Source organism: Rhodococcus sp. T9N (genome assembly GCF_024436645.1).
In the GTDB taxonomy this organism is placed as follows: Bacteria; Actinomycetota; Actinomycetes; order Mycobacteriales; family Mycobacteriaceae; genus Rhodococcus_F; species Rhodococcus_F qingshengii.
The window spans coordinates 90,585-109,004 of sequence record NZ_JAMSKS010000021.1 but is presented as its reverse complement, the minus strand read 5'-3'; the positions used below and the strand labels follow the sequence as shown (position 1 = coordinate 109,004).

Below are 18,420 nucleotides of genomic sequence, written 5' to 3'. Positions count from 1 at the left end.
CGCAGTGTGGCCATGAATGGACTCTAGCGATGTGAGCAGGCGCGTGCAGTGCCACTACGGGCCGGGGCCCGTTGAGAATCGCAATGGCGCAATTGCCGACTTTTCCGGCAGCAGCGACCGCGCGTGTCGTTGGCGTTCCGAGGGGAGCGCGTGGAGCGCCACAACCGGGATCTGCAGTATCTGTGCGTGAGTCAGTAGGCGGCGCCGCGATCGGTGACCGCTGAGGACTTGAGCGTCTAAGTTGCAGAATTCTCCGCGGGCAGAGGGCCGTGTTCCTTACGGTGAGGGCATTCGCGTGCGGCGCTTTTCACGGGTCGTCCTCCACTTTGCCTCCCTCCCTTCAATTTCCAAATCGCTGCTCGACGAGATGGTGGGATCCGCACCACACGGCGTGCGGGAGGTGCAAGTCCCGTCGCTCTTCTGGCCCGCCAAGTTGTGTAAGGGCTAGGTCGGCACTGCCAATTGCCGAAGCCACCCCGAGCGCCAGCGCTGCAGCGAATCGGCACAGGGTTGCGAAAAGCCAACCGTCGTCGGCATACCTTTGGACGCTCATTTCTCGGCTACTGCCAAAGTTGGCGTTCGTCGCTGCCGCGGGTGCTTCGCTGTCCGAACCGAAATAGTCGTCGGAGACCGAAAGTCGCGCATCGCGAATCTGTGGCCGCCCATTCCGAAACGATGCGCTCTCTCGCATGCTTTCAGGAACATTCGGGTAGAAAAACTGTCGGGATCGAACCCCCTGAACTGGAACCCCTGAACTCAGGAGTCGACGATGATCGTTAGATTGCCAGGTGCGCACCGACCGCAGGACGATACGTCGCTGTTTACCGAGGCATTGAGGCGTCAGCAGGTGATGGGCTCCACTCGCGTTCTCGACCTCTGCGCCGGAACCGGTGCGTTGTCGATAGCCGCCGCGAAGGCTGGAGTTGGTCGCGTTCTCGCGGTAGACATTTCGCGCCGGTCAATTGTGAACGTCATGCTCAACCGCCTTCCCAACAAAGCACGTGTCGAGGCACGTCGTGGAGACCTCACCGCGGTGCTGACTGAGAAATGTTCGACCTCGTGGTTTCAACCCGTCGTACGTCCCGTCGGAAATCGACGAATTGCTGGCTTCAGAGCCCAAGAGCGCCTGGACCGCCGGCGCCGGCGGTCGTGTTCCACTCGATCCGATCATCGCATCGGCCCAACTTCCTCGTCCCAGGAGGGTCTCTCCTGTTGTTGCAGTCCGCGATGTGCGACATCGGAAAGACCGGAGCCATGCTCAAGGAACGGAGGATGATTACAGAAGTCGTGGCGGGGAGATCAATCCCGCGCGGACCGGTCCTGCGCTCGCGCCGCGCGAGCGCTGACCCGTTGACCAGCTCGAACATCAAGCGACACAATACGAGTGCTCGACATCTATTGGAGAGGACTGGACATGAGTAACGACCCCCGGCCCGATTTACCGACCGAAACCGACCTCGACGAACTATGCAACCGCCTGGCAAGTGTCGCGGTGGCCCGAGGTTTGTCGGTGTCAACGGCAGAGTCCCTGACGGCGGGCAATATTGCCGCACACCTCGGTAAGGCGCCGGATGCCGGTTCTTGGTTCAGCGGTGGGATCGTCGCGTACAACCGGGAGGTGAAACGGTCGGTCCTCCATGTTCCGAACGGCCCTGTCGTGAGCGAAGAATCAGCGCGAGCCATGGCGCACAGCACAGCCGCTCTGTTGGGAACCACACTGACGCTCGCCGTCACCGGGGAAGCTGGGCCGCAGACCCAAGAAGACGTGACCCCGGGGACCGTCTGGTTCGGGATCGTCGACCACGGAAGTGTCCACGCCGAAAAGCAAGTGTTCTCAGGCGAACCGGAAGACATCCTGGCTGCCACGATAGAGCACGGAATCAAGCTTCTGGTGCGGTACGCCTCCACGGACGCCGCGTCGATCTCGCGTGGAGTCCCGTCATGTCAGCGGACGTCGACTGCGGAGGATCGTCGTCTCTGACAGGCCTTGGGCGATGTCGACGAGGGCCCTCGATCAACTGAGCTCTAGCCCTGCATCTCAGAGTCGCATCCGAGATATTCGACATAACCGAGGAATTCGTGGTCAGCAAGAGTCGCCAGGTTTCTCGTCATGTGCAGCCTGGCGACATTTGTGAACCGTGACCGGTCCCGAGCCCCACGGCGGCGAATTCTTAGCTGATGCAATCGCGCGTGGCGCCGTAGTTGCGATAAGCGATCGCCCAACCGAGAGTGGAACGCTGGTCGTTGACAACGCCCGAAAGGCGTCAGGGCCATCGGCTTTTTCGATGCAGGGCCAGCCCTTCTCGATGTTGGACCCGGAGCGATGGCCTTGTGTCATCTTGACGAGTGCCCCGGTTACTCGCGCTGCGGGGGCACGGCCGACGTCCGCGCCGAGAGGGGCAGCGCGGCCTTATTGCCTGTCCGCGACTGCTTCTGTGGCAAGTGACCGCGGTATTCACGGAAAGCTCGGCTGCGGAACTCGGTAGGGTCGTGAAGCGTCGGCGTGATCGCCCAACGGGTTCGACGCATCCGGAAACAGAGCCGATCGCTCATCCAAGTCGCCGTCGACCCGACCGGGTCTTTCCTCCTCGCCGGAGTGTAACGGTCAGGCGGAGGCAGCCCTACGGCTTTGTGGTCCTTCCATGCCTATGACGCGTGATCTGGCGACGATCGCTACGTAAAAGCGAACGTTGCCATGGGAAGTCCAGACACATCACCACAACGATGCCGATACTCAGCACTACAAGCAACAGAACAATGTTGAACATCGTATCTCCACCCCTTCGATCCAGAACTGACAGTCAAGCCGCGGCTACTGCACGAAGATGGGTAGCAACCGACTCGCTCCTTTTCGATGTCGTCGAGAGGTTGGGACGCGGCAGCTCTCCGCCATCCGGCGGCACACAGTGGTTCCGGATGGTTGAAATTCCGACAATTTCGCGCCACCACCTCTCCCGTTCTTCGGATTCCGTCCACACCACAACATCCATCGCAATCTCCTCCATCACCCCCCGCTTGTTACCCAGATCACATACTCAAGAAACGTGCCGCGCCTGATACACGCGAAGATCGTTCCGACAACGCTCATGTCTCGTGCGCGAGAGAGCGGACTGACCGAGAACGCCGAGCGGGTCGGCCGCTTGAGGTCCCGTAGTTCGGTGAAGGACCTGATCAGCGATCAGTTCACTGCTCGACGGCGCCGGGGAAGGCTTAAGCGGCAGACACGGCGGTGCAACCAGCGGATTCAGGACGAACAACGCCTGGGACGCGTGTCGCACTACGCGCATTGCCGTGGGCACAAAGGATGAGCGTTGGTCCGATGCCGTCTGCACACCAGTGGTTGGCCTCACCGAGTTTCTCCATGCAAAAGGCCGCTACAGCTGGGCTACTTGGTATTTGCACGAATGCACGACGGCATGTGTCTGTCAGCTTGCGTCGTCAGAACGTAGCTACCCAGAAATATGACCAGGTCCCTCGCGGTGCACGACCGCACAAGCTTTTCGATGCCGCGATGGGGGCATCGTGCCTCGTGTTCCCAATCGTGATGATCGCCCCGACGATAGGCACTGGCGGCGCAAACCCGTGCCTGTGAGACTGCAGCTCCTATTGCATTGCGTCCGAGTCCTTCGGACGATGAGAACATATTGTCTGCGCTCGACCACCGAGCCTCCTGGCAAGCCAGGGGATGCCCTCTGGGTCGCTACATGGAGGGCAGCAAATTCAGCGATATCGCCGAACCAGACGGTCTGTGTCCGATCCCAGCGTGCCAGGCCAGTAGGCCGAGAGTCGAGATCGCAGGACTCGTTTGTGGATGATGAGTACTCCTTCCGTTCAGGAAGCGCTCTCGTGGTCTTCCAGTCCGACAGCGAGTCGCAGTTCGCGCAGATCTTTATCGAGTTCGGGGTGCTGCTGGGCGAGTTGTTTCATCAGATCGGCCAGGCCGTCGGCGATGGCGTTCAACTTGTGCTGTACGGCGTCGTCGGATCGCTTCTGTGTGTTCTGCAACAAGGCCACCAAGAGGAATGTGACGATAGTGGTGACGGTGTTGATGATCAGTTGCCAGGTGTCGATGGTGCCGAGAAGGAAGAACGACGGCGCCCAGAGCACCACTATCACCACGCACACTACGAAGAACCATGCCTGCGAGGTGCGTGCACTGACGTAGGTCGCGAACCTATCGAAGACGGAGATGTTCGTCGAAACTTCGGATGGGAGAACTGCAGGGGGCTTCATCGTTAGAACCTCATTCGAATCCGAAACATTGTGCCGATCGTTACCGCAAACGTCGACGGCGCTCGCTAGTTGTGCTTGGTGAGGCGGGAACGCTGCTTGCTGCGGCGGAGGACAAGTACGAACACCACTAAGAGACCGAGCGCCGCCGCGACGGCTGCAGGCCGCTGCCTTACCCGTTCCACGTCACGCGACACCTCACCCTTGACGCGGGCCGGTACGTTCGCCTTTTCGGCGAGTGCGCCTACGGTTGCGGCTAGAGCCTCACGTTGGGCTCGAACATTCTCGTCGGGTCCGTCTGCGGTGGTGCTCATTTCACGCCCTTCTTGGCAGTAGCGATGTCAGCTTTGATGCTTTCGACGGTCTCTTCCGGAAGTGGTGGCGCCGCGTACTTCGCTCGTTTGGCTCCCACGAGTGCGGTTATTGCTCCGATGGCGATCACGATTGCCGCGATGATCAGAGCCGCAAGCCAAGGTTCGAGGGTTGTGGCCAATCCGAGTACTGCTGCCGCCAGAAGTACCGCGAAGCCGTACAGCAGCAGCAGTGCACCGGCGCCGGAGATACCGACCCCTACACCGAACCGGGTGCTCTTGGTCTTGACTTCGGCTACTGCGTGCGACATTTCGGCCCGTACGAGGTCGGACACCTGCTCGGTGAGGCGCTCGACGAGTTGTACGGTCGACAGTGCGTGCGGGTCTACGCCCTCTGTGTCGACAGTTTTCGGCGGCGCGGTGCTCGGAACGGTTGCCCGGCTATCGGATCGCTCGGTCATGGTCGACGTCCCTTCGTTGCATTCGCCGCCGTGCGTTTCGCGAAGTTCGCGACCGGCGGCGATATCGTGTGCGTGCAGACGAGCGTTCTTTTCCGAAACGCTGGTGTCCCGAGGAGGCAGCCGCAGGAATTCTTCGGCTTCGATTCCGGCCTGTAACTGCCGGCCGCGTTCGAGTTCCGCGTCAACTTCTGCTCCGAACAACAACGCAAGATTGGTGATCCACAACCAGAGCAGGAAGATGACCGCCCCGGCCAACGATCCGTACGTCTTGTTGTAACTACCGAAATGACTTACATAGAAAGCGAATCCGACTGAAGCCACGATCCACACTGCAATAGCGAGTGCTGCTCCGACGCTGATCCAACGAAATTTCGGCTGTTGCACATTGGGAGTCACGTAATACAGCACCGCCACCGCCAACGCCACACAGATCAGAATGACGGGCCACTTCGCAATATTCCACGTCGTCACCGCGCCGTCTCCGATGCCGAGCTGATCACCTAGCGCCTTGGCGACAGGTCCGCTGACGACCAGCATCAAGATCACCGCGGCAACCAACAGAAGTCCTGCGAGGGTGACGACCAGTTGCAGAGGACGAAGTTTCCAGACCGGCCTGCCTTCCTCCACCTCGTACATACGATTCATCGCTCGCCCGAATGCGCCGACATAGCCGGAGGCCGACCACAACGCACCCGCGAGACCGATGATCAATGCGAAACCGGCGGTAGGGGCCGCCACCAGTTGTTCGACGGTGCCACGCATCGTGTCCAGGGCCGAGTCCGGTCCGACAGCGGCTACCAGTTCCATCACCGTGTCCACACTGGCACGCCCCTGGCCGACAACTCCCAGCAGGGACACCAGCGCCAGAAGCGCCGGGAACAGTGACAGCACAGCGTAGTACGTCAAAGCCGCCGCCAGATCGGTGCACTGATCGCGAGTGAACTCTCGGGCAGAACGTCGTGCTACGAACTTCCACGACTGCGCCGTCAGGTCGGTCGGATCGGAAGGCTTACGCGCGTCGTCCGCATCAACCGTGTGTGTCACCATGCCCGAGTTGCTACCCAGTGAGCGGGGTGTCGAAACTCGGTCGAGACTCCCCTAGCTTCCGTACTCCTCTCGATCGAGGACAGCGAGCGCCGCAAGTAACCCACGGCTGGAGAGAACTATCGAAGGTGCGACGGACGTTGTCACTGTTCCCTGCTGCACGAGCTTTTCGAGTGCGGTCAATCTTTCACGGGCAAGGGGCAAGGTCGTGACGGAACGATGGTCGGTAGGGTCGTGCACCGGACCTCTTCCCGCATCGGCAAAGGCTATGGCCATCGCTTCGAGCAACTCCGAGACGGCACTTTGCAAACTCCCGTTCTCGTTGAAATCGCCGTCCTCGACGGCAAGGATCAGGCCCATGAGATGTAGCGCTGCTCGATCGAGTGCTTCGGCGGCCGGGCGAAACACCTCGGATCCTCCTATACGCAACCACCCACGTTTGCGAAAGTTTCCGACCAGGCTGGCTTCACCGTCCATCACCGCGGTCTCCGCGGCAACGGATTTGTTCACCGACAGAGCGCGTTGACGCCATGAACCCTGTGTTCCAGCACTGGCTTTCACGTCCGCGGCCATCTGTCGGAGAATGTCCGCGACCTCATGCGTACGTGCCACCAAGAGGTCTCTGGCGTCGGAGAGATAGTCCGGCGGCACCAACACGGCATTGACCGCGATGCCCACGAATACTCCGAGCACTACGTCACCAATGCGGTGCATTACCAAGTACGGGTTGGTTGCTGTTCCGTACAGAAGGACCAATACGGCGGTGACGGCGACCCAAATCCCGTCAGGCGACAACCGCGGAATGCGGCCGACGAGTATTCCTGCACCCGTTGCGATGGCCAATGCAGCGACGGCCGGAAGGGTCACCGCCGCGACGGCGGCCACAACAACTCCGAGGACGACCACACTGACCTGACGGGCGGCCACCCGCATCGAGTTCCGCACGGTGTTCCCGATGATGAAGAGTGCAGCGTACGGAGCGAGAAATGCTTCAGGGCTATGAAAGACGCTGTTCGCGATCACCCACGCGATGACTACGGCGACTGCGCCTTTCAGAGCTGTGATCAAGCCTATGCTTTCACATCGCTGAATGAGGGGATGCTCGAGAATTGCTTGCTCCTTAACCTTCTACGGTCGTCCGAAGACTCATCTGAACAGGACCTTGTCCGCTGTTACCGGCAAGTCGCGTACCCGCACACCGGTAGCATCGTAGATAGCATTGACAACAGCGGCTGCTGCCCCGACGATCCCGATCTCGCCGGCGCCCCGCGATCCCATCGGGTTGACGTGTGCGTCAGTCTCGTCGAGCCAGAAGGCTTCGATGTCTTGCACATCCGCGTTTGTGCTGATGTGGTAGCTCGCCAAGTCGTGAGTCATCACGTGGCCGAACCTGTTGTCCCGGAAGCTTTCCTCGTGCAACGCCATCGACAATCCCATCGTCATTCCTCCGATGAGCTGTGAGCGAAGCGTTTTTGCATTGATTGCGCGTCCGATCGAGAATGCACCGAGCATCCGGGGGATCCTGATCTCGCCGGTCTCGCGATGTACGCGCGCTTCCACGAAATGAGCACCGAATGAATGCATGGAGTAAACGTCCTCGTCCGGATTCGCCGGCGTCTCAGTTGTCGTCTCCACGCCGGCAAGGGGAGTGGCGCTGTGTTCCGCGCGGAACTGACGGGCAGCCGCGACGATAGTAGAGCCCCACGACGAGATACCGGCGGAGCCACCGGCAACTGTGGCGAAAGGGAATGTGGTGTCGCCGATTTGGAGCCGAACTTCCTCTATGTGGCATTCGAGAGCATCGGCGGCGATCTGAGTCAGAGCGGTCCAGGTTCCCGTGCCAATGTCGGCCGCCCCGATCTGAACAGTGTAAATTCGATCGGCTCCGAAGACGATGCGCGCTTTCGAACCGGGGTTCGTCATTGCCGGATAGGTTGCCGCTGCCATGCCGGTACCCACCATCCAGTTGCCGTCCGGACTGAGACCACCACGCACCGGACGTCGTCCATCACGCCGACTCCGATCTTTCCACCCGAATCTCTCCGCGCCTGCGCACATGCAGTCGATCAAATTCCGCCCTGACCAAGGTTTTCCGCTCTCCGGATCCACTTCGGGTTCGTTCCGAACACGAAGTTCGATCGGGTCGAGGCCACAAGCTACGGCAAGCTCGTCCATCGCTACCTCGACCGCATACATACCCGGAGTCTCGCCCGGGGCACGCATCCAGAACGGGACTGCAACATCGAGGGCTGCAACCCGGTGCGAGGTAGAGCGATTAGGTGTGGCGTACATGATCCGGGTGACAACAGCAGTCTGTTCCGCGTATTCCTTGATCTTCGACGTTTGCTCGATTACGTCGTGGGACATCGCCGTCAGAAGACCGTGGGAGTTCGCACCGAGGCGCAGGTGCTGAATGGTGGATGTGCGGTATCCGACGATCGCGAACATCTGCTGCCGCGTGAGCGCGAACTTGACAGGTCGCCCAGCCGTCCTGCGGGCAGCAAGAATCGCTAATACGTTGTGCGCGTGAGGTGATCCCTTCGAACCGAACCCTCCGCCGACATGTGGCGCCACGACTCGCATCTGCTCGAGTTCGAGCCCGAACATGGGCGCCAGGGTCTCGCGAACGACATGAACGCCCTGAGTAGAGTCGTACAGGGTGACGCACGCCCGCCCACCCTCGGCGTCGTCCTCCCAGATTGCAATGCAGGCGTGCGGTTCCATCGGATTGTTGTGTTCGAGTGGAGTGGTGTAGGTCTGATCTATCGTCACATCCGCAGCCACGAATGCCGACTCGACATCGCCGTCGGTCGTGTCGGTCGCGAATCCGTTGACGTCCTCCGGGGCGTAGAGGTCGTCGCGATCGGCTCGTAGCTCACAATCATGAGGGAGTTCGTCGTACTCGACTTGTACCAACCCGGCTGCATGACGGGCTGTCTCGGGTGTTTCGGCAATCACAGCACCGATGAATTGTCCGCGAAAGTGGACGGCTGGGTCCTGGAGTACGGACAGCTCTCGGTCTTCGGTATCCGCCAAGCGTGGGGCATCGAAAACGGTGATCACGGCGACGACACCCTGAAGTGCCTCTGCCAGTTCCGTTTTCATGCTGACGACGCGGCCACGCGCAACCGTCGCCTGGACGGCGTGCAGGTAGGTGGGATTCTCCACGGGATGTTCGAACGCGTAGAGCGCCGTCCCCGTGACCTTCGCGGACCCGTCGAGACGCTCCATCGGATTTCCCAGGTAGCCCGGTTCGATCATCCTCATCACGTCGGCCCTCCGGTGGTGAGTGACCTCAGCACCGAAACCATGACGCCGCGTGTCAGGGGAATCTTGAAAGCATTGCCCGACTGTGGGTTCGCGTTCGCCAACTCGGCATCTGCGGCTTGCACGAACACTTCCTCGGTAGGCGGGGATCCCAGCAAGACCTCTTCCGCCTTGTACGCGCGCCAGGGGCGGTGCGCCACGCCTCCGATGGCGATTCGGGCGCCCGCGACAATACCGTTTTCGAGTTCGATCTCAGCGGCAACCGAAACCAGAGCGAAAGCGAAGGAGGCGCGATCGCGTGTCTTGACGTACGTCGACAGCGCCGCCGGTGCAGGCACGGGCAGCTCCACTGCAACGATCAACTGGTCGGGTTTCAGAACTGTGTCATGTTCCGGTGAATCTCCAGGGAGACGGTAGAATTCGTTGACAGGAATGTTGTGCTCGCCACGGCGGTCCCTTACGACGACCACGGCGTCCAACGCAGCCAGCGCGACCGCCATGTCGGACGGGTGCACGGCGATGCATTTGTCGGAAGCCCCCAGGATTGCGTGGTAGCGCACGTGGCCGCCGACGGCGGAGCAACCAGATCCGGGTTCCCGCTTGTTGCACGGAGTTGTCACGTCCTGGAAGTAGACGCAGCGGGTAGCTTGCATCAGATTGCCGGCTGTTGTCGCGGCATTACGAAGCTGCCCTGAAGCTCCGGCCAGGAGAGCGCGAGCAAGCACCGCGTATCGGCGGCGGATGACGGGGTGGGCTGCGAGATCGCTGTTTCGAACTGTCGCGCCGATGCGGACTCCTCCATCCGGAAGCATCTCCACTCCGGCGAGGGGCAGCCGACTTACATCGATCACCATGCGCGGGTTGGTCACGCCGAGTTTCATACGGTCGACCAGATTCGTACCGCCTCCGAGAAAGGCGGCGCCGGGGTTTTCAGTCACCAGGGCCAACGCGCCGTCGACATCCTCGGCGCGTCGGTACTCGAACGGCATCACGACTGCACTACCTGTCGAATCGCTGCGACGATGTTGCCGTACGCAGCACAGCGACAGAGATTCCCGCTCATGCGTTCTCGAATCTCGGCGTCGTCCAGATCCGGGTCAGCATCGAGGTCCTCCGTGACATGACTGGGGTGCCCGGCCTTCACCTCGTCGAGCATCCCCACTGCCGAGCACACCTGTCCCGGGGTGCAGTACCCGCACTGGAGCGCATCCTGGTCGAGAAAGGCTTGTTGTACGGCATGCAGACCGTCGTGGCCCGCCAAACCGTTTGCCGTGGTGATCTGTGCGCCGTCCTGTGCCACGGCGAACGTCAAACACGTAACGGCGCGCCGCCCGTCGAGGAGGACCGTGCACGATCCGCACTGCCCGTGGTCACAACCCTTCTTCGGGGACGTCACGCCGAGGCGATCCCGCAGCGCGTCGAGCAGCGTGGTTCGAGTGTCGACCGTCAGGGTGTGGCTGCTGCCGTCTACCATCAACGTGATCTCGGCATCGATTCGCGAAGACTCCATGACGAGCACCTACCCAGCTCCGGATTACTCAAACGGGTAGCGTCACGATCTGACGAGGCGGCGTTTGCAAGATCGCGACTAGATCGCACTCGTACACACCGCCGCTACACCTCACCCGCTTCGGCAGTATCGCGATCTCCCCCATCTGGGACATGTGCTACTTCGTCATATTGGGGAGGTGGGTTCGATCGGCGGTGGGGACTGGCCACGCGGGCCCGCCCCGCCCCTCCAGGAGGGGTCGATCGTTAGATTTTTTTCTTCGAAATGTCGGAGTGAGGGCGGGTTACCGGCTCATGCTGCGCGTCCGATCTGCAGATTGAGCCAGTCCGAGATCCACTGGATCGCGTTGCGGCCAGCGTTGTCGACGACGAGAGAGTTGTAGTTCTGGTGTGCCCCGGAGGCGAAGAAGGACGCTGCGTCGAGCCCCTCCCCTGTTAAGGATGCAGGGTCGTTGGCGCCTTGTGCACTGGCCATGGCGGTCAACGAATTAGCCAGTGCTGAGAGTTCCAGATTCTGTGTCTGAGCGGAATCGGTGGTCGCGGCCGTCGAGGCCTGCTTGCCGAGCAATGTCGGATCAGTCTTCGTAGCTTTGCCGGCGAGCATGTTGACCGCGACCGTGGCGAGTTCGAGTCCGACTGGGACGAGGCCGGTCATGGTGGCTCCGGCCCCGAGCGGGTCGGGGAGCTGTCCTGGCGGTGGGAGCAGCTTCTCGACTGCGGCCCAAGCGGTTTCCTGCACACGGCCGACGAGGTTTGCCAGGTTGATGATGTCGACTCCTCCCAGGATCGACGCGACGAGCGCGGCGACCTGTGAGTAGCCGGACGGATCCGGGATTGCCGACAGGACCTGTGAGACCCATTTCAGATCGACGCCGGCGGCCATCTTCACCAATGGGGAGAACTGGTTGTTCAGATCCCCTGCGACCTTGTGGGCACCGTGGGCGTCGAGCGCTGCGACCTTCTGCGGAAGAAGGTTCAGGTTCGCCAGGATCGCAGGCATATCCAGGGAGGTGAAGCCGGTGGCGACGCCCAGGACTTGGTTGACGACCACTGTGGGTTTGAGTAAGGAGAGGACTCCGGAGGCAGATCCGAGGACGTCACTCGGTGTCGTGGCGAGTGGGGCGATCTGGCGGTCGAGGGTGCCAGCAGCGGTCGACAGGGAGGTCAGGTCCGGAGATGAAGCTGGCAGCGTCGTGGAGCCCTTGCTGGCGAGCGTGCTCGCGGTGTCGGCGATCGCGGTCACTGTCGAGAGCGCACTGCTGAGATCAGATTCTCCGGCCTTGTCTAGAACGTGGCCGGCATTATTTTCGGCTGTTCCGGCGGGAGCTGCAGCGAGCTGCCCGTTCGCCGCAGGATTGGCGGCACCGGAGCCGAGTAGTTCCGCGAGCGGACTGATGGTGTTCGCCAGCGTTCTCGCGCTGGAGGCGACCTTCTCGAGGTCGACTGTGCCGTCCGTCTTCGAGAGTTCACTGGTCAGATTGCCAGTGGCTGTGGCGAGGCTGGGAAGGTCGGCTTGGGAGAAATCCGACGCCAGCGCGGTGGCCAGGTGTGAATTGTCGCCTACCTGGCCGTCAACTCCAGCACTCGGAGCTTTGGTGAGCACTGAACCCAGCGATCCGAGCAGCGGGCTCGAACCTTTTTGGATCGAGCAGTAGAGGTCTTTCGGATCGCAGATCGACGCGACCCGGCCCGAGAGCTTCCCCATGCCCTGCGGCCGCGGATCGGCGATCCCCTTTCCTGACGGCTTCGGGCCGATGACTGCTTCGCCGTTCGTTCCGGAACCGGGATCGGCGAGAAGCCCGACCGCGAGGACTTGCTCTGCCTTGAGGGGGCCGGAGCCGTTGCCGATTTCAGAGGCAAGATCACCTGCGATGTCCGCGCCCTGGGAATAGCCGGTGATGGTGAATTTGGTGTCGGAGCATTTCGTTGCGATCTCGGCGATCACGTCCTTCGCCCTCGTCAAACCATCAGATTTGCTGTCTGCGTAGGTTTTTCCGTTGTCGAAGGCTCGGGCCATGTACGGCAGAGTGTGGACCTGTGCCGCGCTACCGTTCGTGTCCGCGATGCTGTGGGCGATCGGTTTGAGCATACCGACCGCGATCGAGGGATCGGCGTCTTCTGCGGTTTCCCAGGTTCCGGGGATGAACAGGTTGAAAGTCTTCGAGCATCCGTTTGATTGGGCGGACGCAATGCCCGGCGACATCAAAGCGATGGAGGCTGCGACGACTGTTGCCGTCATCAGCATGCATACCGGACGGCGGATGGTCGAACCTAGGAACGGCATGAGAACCTTTCTCTACCAGCAAACACGATGTACCTGTCCGCGCGCGGACAGGCCTGACGCGCCCGATTTCAGGTGAGGGCCGCTATGGTGCTGGACGTATTCACTCCGATCAATGCGCCCTGTGAAGAACTGAGCTGTGCGAGGGCCGGGTGATCCTGCGTCTAGCGCGCACGCCCGAGTCGCCGTTCCTGCGGGCTGAGGTGTCCAGTGGGGGCATGTCCGGTGGGCGTTCCCAGCAAGCGCTGGGTAAAGATGGATGGGTGAATGCTCCAGCCGAACTGCCCGCCGACTACGCCCAGCTTCTCGACCATCTCAAGTCGCAAGTTCGGCAAGCGCGAGTTCGCGCCACCCGAATCGTCAACACCGAACTGCTCAGTCTGTATTGGGACATAGGGCACGCGATTGTGCAGCGTCAAGAGGCCGAGGGCTGGGGTTCAAAGGTGATCGACAGGCTCGCCGTCGATCTTCGATCGGCCTTTCCCGACATGCGTGGGTTGTCGCGGACCAATCTGAAGTACATGCGGCAGATGGCGAGCATCTGGGGGCGCGATGCAATTGGCCAACAACCTGTTGGCCAATTGCCGTGGGGTCATGTGACGGTATTGCTCGACAAGCTGGATAACCAGTCCGACCGCGACTGGTATGCATCAACGGCTGCTGAACACGGGTGGTCGCGCAATGTGCTGCAAAATCAGATCAACAGCGGTTTACGGCGCAGGATCGGTGCGGCACCGTCGAATTTTCAGGACCATCTTCCGGCTGAGGATTCCGATCTCGCTCAGCAATTGGTGCGTGACCCGTACGTCTTCGATTTTCTCGACATCACCGAACGTGTCGCGGAGCGGGAGCTGGAGTCCGCGCTGATGCGTCGGCTGGAGCAGTTCCTCCTCGAACTGGGACACGGGTTCGCTTTTGTTGGACGCCAGTACCATTTCGAGGTCGGTGATCAGGATTTCTATATCGACTTGCTGTTCTTCAACTGGGTGCAAGCGAGGTTCGTCGTCGTCGAGTTGAAGGTAGGCAGGTTTGAGCCGGAGTATGTCGGGAAGCTCGGCTTCTATGTTTCGTGGATCGACGACAACCTCCGCAACAAGGACATCCACGCCCCGACTGTGGGAATCTTGCTCTGCGCCGGCCGCAACGACAACGTCGTCCGGTATTCACTTGCCGGGACAACTGCACCCCTCGCCGTAGCCGACTACACCTATGAGACGCTCCCCTCCCAGGTTCGCGATCTCGTCCCTACCGACGACGAGATCGCGGCAGCTGTGGAAGCCACTGTCTCCGAACTCGACTCCCAACTGCCCGTCAAACCTGACAACTCCGGCTGAGAGGCGCCATTCGATTTTCGAACCTGGCCGACATATCCTCTGGTGCCGAGATCGCTACCGGTGTTTCGCACGAGGGTCTGCGAACGCGATGCCTGGTCCCGCCCGGTGCGTCGAGGAGCAGGGCAGTTCTATGTCCAGTCGATGTGGACGGATTCGATGGAATCGAAGTGAAATCCGAAAGTGTCGCCGTACTGGTCGAATCCCTTGTTTTCAGGGTAATCCATCGTGGCGTGACGTTCGAGGATGGCAACCACCCGGGCATGATCGTCGCCTGCCAAAGCCATGGCGAGTTCTCGTGTTTCGTCGAGACTGAAGGGGCTGTCGGAGTTCGCGAAGTCGAGGGTACGCACTCGGTAGTCGTAACCTTCTTCGGAGCCGTTGCGGACGGACACTCCCCCGCGGACTCGGATGGTGGCCTTTTTGGGTTGTCCGTCGGGTCGTAGGACGCCGGCGCGGTCCATGATGTCGCGAGCTTTGACGTTTTTGAGTTTCTTTTTCGCGTCAGCGCGTAGTTCGTTCGTTTCGCCGGAACGGTAGCGTGAGACCGCTGATCGTGAACGGCCGATTTTCTGTGCGACAGCGTCGATTCCGCCGAGGCGTTCGATGGCGGCTCGCCGCCTGGCGCGTTCGGTGACGTCGGGGTGTGGGATTCGTCCTTGCTGCGCCCAGCGGCGCAGTGTTCGGTCAGAGGGTGGCTTTCTTCCGGCGTCGACAGCTGCTTGCCGTAGGCCTTCTTTGCCGATTTCGGTACGGAGCTGGCGTACGGAGACTTTGCTGGTGAGTCCGGCCAATCCCCCACTTTTGACCGATTTCGATTTTTCGACACCACTGGTCGCTGCTGTCGAGACGGATACGTTGAGTCCGTCCAAGCCGACGGTCTTCTGTGCGGGTTTGGTTGATCGCGGTTTCGGAAGATGCAGGGCCACTATATGTTTCCTTCATCTTCGTCGGTGAACGCAGCTTTGAGTGCGAGGTTGATCTCGTGGGTGTCGCGTGCGTCGGTCAGCATGACGGTTATGTTTTCGGTGAGCGGGGCGCTCTTTTCCAGAGTCATTTTCCCGAGTGCGTCACTCTCGTCTGCGATGTCGATGCCCGGGGGCAGGGGGTAGACCCAGGAATCAGTGACCGTGCGCAGTGGCCAACGCCCGGTTTCGCGTGCGATGCGCATCGCGACGCGGCGGCCTCGCCAGCGGCAGTGTGCGATGATCGCTGCTCGCCAGAGCGGTTGGTGATGGTGTTGCATTTGTTTGGCGGTCCACATGTCGGGGTTGACCATTCGGCCGATGTAACCCTTGTAGCAGGCGCCGATGAACCGTTTCATTGCTGTGTCGCCTGTGTCGACGGCAACTTTGCGGGCCTCTCTCAAGAATTTCGCCCACTTGTCGAGGGCCCGACCTTGCTGCGGGTAGACCCACGCTTCTGCGATGTCGAGGTCGTCGAGTTCTGCGCCGATTCCGCCATCGGCGATGGACGTTTGAAGTGCATCGAGGCTGACGGTGGTGATCCAGGTCTGCACAGGTTGGTCGGCGAGCATGTGTGGGTGAGGCAACGGTAGAGCGGGTGGGAGCGCCAGCATGTCACCCGGTGGGAGGGTTACACGCCAGAGTCCGAACGGGGTTTTCGATTGCCGCGCAGCGTCGAGCGCGTTCTCGCCGCGAAGATGTCGAGGTTTTCCGTAGCCGAATTCGAGCATGCCAGCGGAAGCGAGGTACGCAGCTCGTTGGTCTATCGATACCAGTTGTGTTGCGTCGGAAAGTTCTTCGAGGTCCGGGATGCGGGTCCATCCGAGGGCAGGTTCGAGATCTCCGCGGGGTTCGCCGTCCAGCGGTGGGACCGGTCCACCGACAGTGACGACGATTCCTTTACCGCTGCGGGTGCGGTCGCGTTTGATCTTGTCGACGATGGCGGCGCCGGTGCGCGCTGGGGTGGGGCCGGGTAGCACGCCGAGGTGTTGTGCGCACCAGGCGAGTCGGCGTCCCAGTTCCTGCGCAGCGGGGAGGTCGTCGTCGGGGAGGTAGGTTCCGGCGGTGGGCGATCCGAGAATTCCCATGTCCCCCACGCGATTGCCCCATCCGAAGTCTTTGTTCCAGTAGGTCCACACGTAAGGTTCGATGAAAATGTCGACCATGGATGTGAAGTTCCCGGTGGTGCGGGAGAGGTGAACGACGTGGCCGGGTTCTCCGCGCAGTTCCCATCCTGCGGTCAGCATTGGAGTCAGCGTGGCGTGGAGGATCGCGGTGAGTTCTTCGGCAGCGCGGGTGCGGAGGATTTCCATGTCGTCGACGTCATCTTCGCTGCCTGGGTCGATGATCCATCCGAGCATTTCGCAGGCTTCGATTCCGACTATCCAGATCTGTGCCGGTGCGCCCAGCGGGGTGAGCGTTGCCCATCTGATGAGTTTGTCGAGTTTTTCGATGGAATCGACTGGGCCGGTGAGCGTGTGGCCGGATGGTGTGTAGGTGCCAGCTGCCGTGACAATGACGGCGTGGCCGTCTGCTGCCTCGCCGGCGGGAGGTAGAGCGGCGGGTTCGGTTGCGCCCCGTTCGAACGCCTGGGTAGGTTCCGGCTCCTTATCGGCAATGGGCTTGTCTTGGGAGACAACGGGTTCAGTGTCCGAGATCGACGACACGGGCGACGCCGAGTCCTCACCTTGACGGTCGGCATCGGCGCTTTCGCCGGTTTCTGGTTCGACGTCTGCGTCCGCGTCGGCGCGGTCTGCCGTAACCTGCGAAGCGGTGTCCACGCCAGTTTCGGATTCCAGGGCCGAGGCGGCTTCGTCGAGATCGAAGAGTGCTGGTTCAGAATCCAGCTCAGGACCCTCGCCATGGACTTCGGGCACCGGAGGAGGATCGAGGTCGAACAGGGGGATCTGCTCCCACTTCTTCACCGCCACAGCTGCCCCATCCCCGCTACTGATGCCCTCATGACTCGAGATCGAATGCTGATCGCAACGCCCTGCTCAACAACACTTCCTGAACCGGCAGCAAAAATCCTCGGTTCGCACCGAGAGCGGACACGGGGATCGTCGTTACCCCGTCGCAGTCGACAACAGATCCGTCCTCCACGCCGTTGCCTTCACCCAGACTCAGTTCCGTCGACAACCCCCGCCCCTCCGAACGAATAGGAGCAACCGTAACCGTCCCCAGATGAGGCCGAACCAACTCTCTCGTCAGAACCAACACCGGACAAAGATCTCCGAGGTGCGCGTCATGGATCGGCCGCACTCAGATCTTCCTCCCGTGCGCGGCAGCGATATTCACATCGCTACTCGTTCCGGCGCCGTCGGACAAGATCTCCACGTCACGGACCGCCAGCTGCCGACGTTGCTCACGCTCCAACGCTCGAAGCACGACTTGTGCACGGCTTTTCGCGCGCCCGCCACTGACCTCACTGTCGAGAAACGCCACGATGTCCTCAGGCAGCCGTACCGCGATCTGCGTACTCATAACCATCATGATACCGAATTGGGATGTAAACCGGTACCGCTCCCACATCCACTCATCTCCTTGCAACCACCGCCCCTGACACTCCCGGTGCCGGGGACTGCCGGCCGAACGTCCGGGGACTGCCGGGCCGTCAGCGCCCCGATTACCCGGTGCCGTACAACTCGGCGGCGAAAATGCCCCTCCCCATTGCGTGTGGCATCACCGAAAATCGACGCCCAACGCGTCGGCCAAGCGATGTGCATCGGAGCGCAAGACCGCGAACACGGTGGGCAACTCTTCGGTGCCAGTACCGCAGCGGCGGGCATACGCGATCATTCCGTCCGCTGCCCGCACAGCGCGGACGTCACTATCGTGGATCTGCCACTCGGACCAGGCACCGCCAAGCCAACCTATGACTGACACGGCCTCCGCTGCGCTGGGTCCTGAAGTGCTTACGTACCAACGAAACTCACACCAAATACCAACAGAAACACACTCGCGCTGCGCGCTCCCCTCTTCCGCTCACCAATGGATCGAGGTGAGGCCGGGCGCTGCGCG

General features: G+C 61.3%; 16 protein-coding genes. 4 read left to right on the top strand and 12 right to left on the bottom strand.

The genetic code is table 11. The features are described from left to right. The first annotated feature begins 769 nt into the window (after positions 1-769). Together M1L53_RS34920 and M1L53_RS27195 are read left to right on the top strand one after the other, a co-directional pair. Positions 770-1,276 (top strand): 50S ribosomal protein L11 methyltransferase, encoded by a 507-nt coding sequence (locus M1L53_RS34920; protein ID WP_397517569.1) that lies wholly within the window; start codon positions 770-772, stop codon positions 1,274-1,276. 138 nt (positions 1,277-1,414) lie between these two features. Further along, entirely contained in the window at positions 1,415-1,981 is a 567-nt protein-coding gene (locus tag M1L53_RS27195; RefSeq protein ID WP_019749539.1) for a CinA family protein, read from the top strand. A 1,850-nt stretch (positions 1,982-3,831) separates the two neighbouring features. On the opposite strand, the gene M1L53_RS27190 is transcribed toward M1L53_RS27195, so the two are convergent. The 8 genes from M1L53_RS27190 to M1L53_RS27155 form a co-directional block, all read right to left on the bottom strand. Then, complete coding sequence (locus M1L53_RS27190; RefSeq protein ID WP_019749538.1) at positions 3,832-4,233, bottom strand: low affinity iron permease family protein; 402 nt, start codon at positions 4,231-4,233, stop codon at positions 3,832-3,834. Positions 4,234-4,298: 65 nt separating this feature from the next. Continuing rightward, positions 4,299-4,544 carry a hypothetical protein gene (locus M1L53_RS27185; protein WP_024488114.1) on the bottom strand — a complete coding sequence of 82 codons (246 nt, stop codon included), beginning with the start codon at positions 4,542-4,544 and terminating at the stop codon, positions 4,299-4,301. Next, entirely contained in the window at positions 4,541-6,049 is a 1,509-nt protein-coding gene (locus M1L53_RS27180) for a YhjD/YihY/BrkB family envelope integrity protein (protein ID WP_261949318.1), read from the bottom strand. Before M1L53_RS27180 ends, M1L53_RS27185 begins: the two co-directional genes overlap by 4 nt. Positions 6,050-6,100: 51 nt before the next feature. Beyond that, positions 6,101-7,114: an aromatic acid exporter family protein gene (locus M1L53_RS27175; protein ID WP_261949317.1), complete on the bottom strand. Its 1,014-nt coding sequence runs from the start codon at positions 7,112-7,114 to the stop codon at positions 6,101-6,103. 78 nt (positions 7,115-7,192) lie between these two features. Further along, positions 7,193-9,313: a xanthine dehydrogenase family protein molybdopterin-binding subunit gene (locus M1L53_RS27170; RefSeq protein ID WP_261949320.1), complete on the bottom strand. Its 2,121-nt coding sequence runs from the start codon at positions 9,311-9,313 to the stop codon at positions 7,193-7,195. After that, the gene (locus tag M1L53_RS27165; protein WP_024488117.1) at positions 9,313-10,305 is read right to left on the bottom strand and encodes a xanthine dehydrogenase family protein subunit M; all 993 of its coding nucleotides are present in this window, start codon (positions 10,303-10,305) and stop codon (positions 9,313-9,315) included. Before M1L53_RS27165 ends, M1L53_RS27170 begins: the two co-directional genes overlap by 1 nt. Then, positions 10,302-10,823, bottom strand: coding sequence for a 2Fe-2S iron-sulfur cluster-binding protein (locus M1L53_RS27160; protein ID WP_261949316.1), 522 nt, complete (start codon positions 10,821-10,823; stop codon positions 10,302-10,304). Before M1L53_RS27160 ends, M1L53_RS27165 begins: the two co-directional genes overlap by 4 nt. A 291-nt stretch (positions 10,824-11,114) precedes the next feature. After that, positions 11,115-13,106 (bottom strand): cutinase family protein, encoded by a 1,992-nt coding sequence (locus tag M1L53_RS27155; protein WP_261949315.1) that lies wholly within the window; start codon positions 13,104-13,106, stop codon positions 11,115-11,117. 260 nt (positions 13,107-13,366) lie between these two features. Between M1L53_RS27155 and M1L53_RS27150 the strand changes: the two genes are divergently transcribed. After that, positions 13,367-14,437, top strand: a complete 1,071-nt coding sequence (locus tag M1L53_RS27150; protein ID WP_003941261.1) for a YhcG family protein — start codon at positions 13,367-13,369, stop codon at positions 14,435-14,437. A gap of 128 nt (positions 14,438-14,565) precedes the next feature. On the opposite strand, the gene M1L53_RS27145 is transcribed toward M1L53_RS27150, so the two are convergent. From M1L53_RS27145 to M1L53_RS27130, 4 genes are read right to left on the bottom strand one after another with little or no spacing between them, the layout of a single operon-like run. Continuing rightward, entirely contained in the window at positions 14,566-15,363 is a 798-nt protein-coding gene (locus tag M1L53_RS27145) for a hypothetical protein (protein WP_058036895.1), read from the bottom strand. After that, positions 15,363-17,330 (bottom strand): hypothetical protein, encoded by a 1,968-nt coding sequence (locus M1L53_RS27140; protein WP_397517568.1) that lies wholly within the window; start codon positions 17,328-17,330, stop codon positions 15,363-15,365. The genes M1L53_RS27145 and M1L53_RS27140 overlap by 1 nt, the downstream gene beginning before the upstream one ends. Before the next feature lie 28 nt (positions 17,331-17,358). Then, positions 17,359-17,661: a type II toxin-antitoxin system PemK/MazF family toxin gene (locus tag M1L53_RS27135; RefSeq protein ID WP_261949314.1), complete on the bottom strand. Its 303-nt coding sequence runs from the start codon at positions 17,659-17,661 to the stop codon at positions 17,359-17,361. Then, the gene (locus M1L53_RS27130) at positions 17,662-17,883 is read right to left on the bottom strand and encodes a type II toxin-antitoxin system ParD family antitoxin (RefSeq protein WP_261949313.1); all 222 of its coding nucleotides are present in this window, start codon (positions 17,881-17,883) and stop codon (positions 17,662-17,664) included. Positions 17,884-18,075: 192 nt separating this feature from the next. On the opposite strand from M1L53_RS27130, the gene M1L53_RS27125 reads away from it, so the two are divergent. After that, a complete protein-coding gene (locus M1L53_RS27125; RefSeq protein ID WP_261949312.1) occupies positions 18,076-18,282 on the top strand; it encodes a hypothetical protein in 207 nt (68 codons plus the stop codon). The last annotated feature ends 138 nt before the right edge of the window (positions 18,283-18,420 follow it).

Bases quoted from the DNA above. Each gene is read 5' to 3' on its own strand.
- M1L53_RS34920 (WP_397517569.1), top strand. From the start codon at position 770: ATGATCGTTAGATTGCCAGGTGCGCACCGACCGCAGGACGATACGTCG.
- M1L53_RS27195 (WP_019749539.1), top strand. From the start codon at position 1,415: ATGAGTAACGACCCCCGGCCCGATTTACCGACCGAAACCGACCTCGAC.
- M1L53_RS27190 (WP_019749538.1), bottom strand. From the start codon at position 4,233: ATGAAGCCCCCTGCAGTTCTCCCATCCGAAGTTTCGACGAACATCTCC.
- M1L53_RS27185 (WP_024488114.1), bottom strand. From the start codon at position 4,544: ATGAGCACCACCGCAGACGGACCCGACGAGAATGTTCGAGCCCAACGT.
- M1L53_RS27180 (WP_261949318.1), bottom strand. From the start codon at position 6,049: ATGGTGACACACACGGTTGATGCGGACGACGCGCGTAAGCCTTCCGAT.
- M1L53_RS27170 (WP_261949320.1), bottom strand. From the start codon at position 9,313: ATGAGGATGATCGAACCGGGCTACCTGGGAAATCCGATGGAGCGTCTC.
- M1L53_RS27160 (WP_261949316.1), bottom strand. From the start codon at position 10,823: ATGGAGTCTTCGCGAATCGATGCCGAGATCACGTTGATGGTAGACGGC.
- M1L53_RS27155 (WP_261949315.1), bottom strand. From the start codon at position 13,106: ATGCCGTTCCTAGGTTCGACCATCCGCCGTCCGGTATGCATGCTGATG.
- M1L53_RS27130 (WP_261949313.1), bottom strand. From the start codon at position 17,883: ATGAGTACGCAGATCGCGGTACGGCTGCCTGAGGACATCGTGGCGTTT.